This window comes from Arhodomonas sp. KWT, from assembly GCF_010993615.1.
On the sequence record NZ_WNXE01000138.1, the window covers coordinates 2,654 to 5,089 of the forward strand.

Consider the following 2,436-nt stretch of genomic DNA (forward strand, 5'->3'; position numbering starts at 1 on the left):
CGGCGCGCGGAGGCCGAACGCACCAAGCGCCTGGTCGACGCCCGCATCGCCCGGGCCAGCGAGGACCGCGGCGTGATCGTCGTGCACACCGGCAAGGGCAAGGGTAAGAGCAGCGCCGGCTTCGGCATGGTCGCCCGCGCCCTGGGCCACGGCATGCGCGTCGGCGTCGTGCAGTTCATCAAGGGCGCCTACGCCACCGGCGAGGAGGCGTTCTTCCGCGGGATCCACGGCGTGGACTACCACGTCATGGGCGAGGGCTTCACCTGGGAGACCCAGGACCCGGAGCGGGACACCGCCGCCGCCACCGCGGCCTGGGAGCGTGCCGCCGCGATGCTCGCCGACCCGGCCTACGGCCTGGTGCTGCTCGACGAGCTCAACATCGCCCTGGACAAGGACTACGTCCCGCTGCCGGCGGTACTCGAGGCCCTGAGCGCACGCCCGGAGATGCAGCACGTGGTGATCACCGGCCGCAACGCCCCGGACACCCTGGTGGAGGCCGCCGACACGGTGAGCTGGCACAAGGCCGTCAAGCACGCCTTCAAGGCCGGCGTCCGCGCCCAGAAAGGGGTCGAGCTGTAGTGACCGCGGCACTGGCCTGTGCCCTGGCGGTGGCGCTGGACCGGCTCCTGCCGGAGCCCCGGCGTCATCCGCTCAATGCCTTCGCCGCCGCAGCGGCGGCGCTGGAGGGGCGGCTCAACGACGGCCACCGGCCCCGTGTGCGCGGCGCGTTCGCGGTGGCGGCCCTGCTCGTGCCGGCGGCGGTGATCGCCGCGCTGCCGGGCGCACTGCCCATCGCCGGCCCGGTGGCGTCGGTGGCACTGCTGTGGCTGGCCCTGGGGGGCGGCAGCCTCGCCGCCCACGGCAGCGCGGTGGCCGCACCGTTGGCCGCGGGCGACCTGTCGGCGGCCCGGGCGGCGACCGCACGGATGGTCGGGCGGGACACCGACGTGCTCGATGCGGACGGCTGCGCGGTCGCGGCGGCGGAATCGGTGCTGGAGAACGGTCACGACGCCGTCTTCGGCACGCTGTTCTGGTTCGTCGTCGCCGGGCCCGCCGGGGCCGTCGTCTACCGCCTCGCCAACACCCTGGACGCCCTGTGGGGACACCGCAACGCACGCTTCGCCCGCTTCGGCACCGCCGCAGCACGGCTCGACGACATGCTCGGCTTCGTTCCCGCGCGACTGACGGCAGCGACCTACGCCCTCCTCGGCGATCGCCGCGGCGGCTGGCGGCACGGCCTCGCCGGGGCCCGGGGGTGGCCGAGCGGCAATGCCGGTGCGGTCATGGGCGCCGGCGCCGGGGCCCTGGGCATGCAGCTCGGCGGCGCCGCCAGCTACCACGGCGTCCACCACGAACGGCCCACGCTGGGCGCCGGCCCCGCACCGGACGCCGGCGACCTGCACCGCGCCGTCGCCCTCGTGGACCGCGGCACCGCCGCCTGGCTGATGGTAATCACCCTGGGGGCCGGCCTTGGCTGAGCACGACGTCGAGCACGGCGGCCGGCTGCACGCCGCGGCGGAACGCTACGGCATCGCGCCCGCGCAGTGGCTGGACCTCTCCACCGGTATCGCCCCATGGTCCTGGCCATCGCCGCCACTGCCGGCGACAGTCTGGCAGCGGCTGCCGGAGCCGGACGACGGCCTGGAGGCCGCGGCGACGCAGGCCTACGGCGGCGGTGAATGGCTCGCCGTACCGGGCTCCCAGGCCGCGATCCAGTGCCTGCCGCGGGTGCTCGGCGCCACCCGCGTGGCCTGCACCGCGGGCAGCTACGCTGGCCACGCGGCGGCCTGGCAACACGCCGGCGTCACGCCGGCGGCGGTCACGGACGCGGCGCTGCGGCACGCCGCGGACACCGCGGATGCCCTGGTCGTCGTCAATCCCGACAACCCCACCGGACGGCACCTGGACGCGGATCGGCTGTCCTCGCTGCATGCCCGGCTCGCCCGCCGCGGCGGCTGGCTCGTGGTGGACGAGGCCTTCGCCGACGCCGACGGCGGCGACACCGTGGCCGCCCTCGCCGGCCGGCCAGGCCTGGTGGTACTGCGCTCGCTCGGCAAGTTCTACGGCCTCGCCGGCCTGCGCCTGGGCTTCGTCGGCACGCCGACACCCGTTCGCGAGGCCATCGCCGGCCAGCTCGGCCCCTGGGCGGTCAGCCACCCGGCCCGCTGGCTCGGTACCCGCGCGCTCGCGGACCGGCGATGGCGCAGCCGGCAACGCCGCCGGCTGGCCGCCGCCACCCGCCGGCTCGAGCGCATCCTCCGGCACCACGGGCTGCCCCCGGCGGGGGGCACACCCCTGTTCCGCTACGTCCCGCACACCGCGCCCCGTGGACTCGCCGCGGCGCTCGCCAGGCGCGCCATACTGGTGCGGGCCTTCGACGATCCGCCGGCCCTGCGCTTCGGCCTGCCCGGCACGGCCGGCGCCTGGCGCCGACTA

The 2,436-nt window shown here is 76.4% G+C and carries 3 protein-coding genes; all 3 read left to right on the forward strand.

Going from position 1 to position 2,436, the window contains the following annotated elements; translation table 11 throughout:
* Positions 1-579, forward strand: a 579-nt coding sequence (gene cobO / locus G7A99_RS14925; RefSeq protein ID WP_163141526.1) for a cob(I)yrinic acid a,c-diamide adenosyltransferase, incomplete at its 5' end; no start/stop codon positions are given.
* The gene (locus G7A99_RS14930) at positions 579-1,478 is read left to right on the forward strand and encodes a CobD/CbiB family cobalamin biosynthesis protein (protein WP_163141529.1); all 900 of its coding nucleotides are present in this window, start codon (positions 579-581) and stop codon (positions 1,476-1,478) included. The genes cobO and G7A99_RS14930, both read left to right, overlap by 1 nt.
* The coding region (cobD, locus tag G7A99_RS14935; protein WP_163141532.1) for a threonine-phosphate decarboxylase CobD at positions 1,471-2,436 on the forward strand (966 nt) is incomplete at its 3' end. The genes G7A99_RS14930 and cobD, both read left to right, overlap by 8 nt.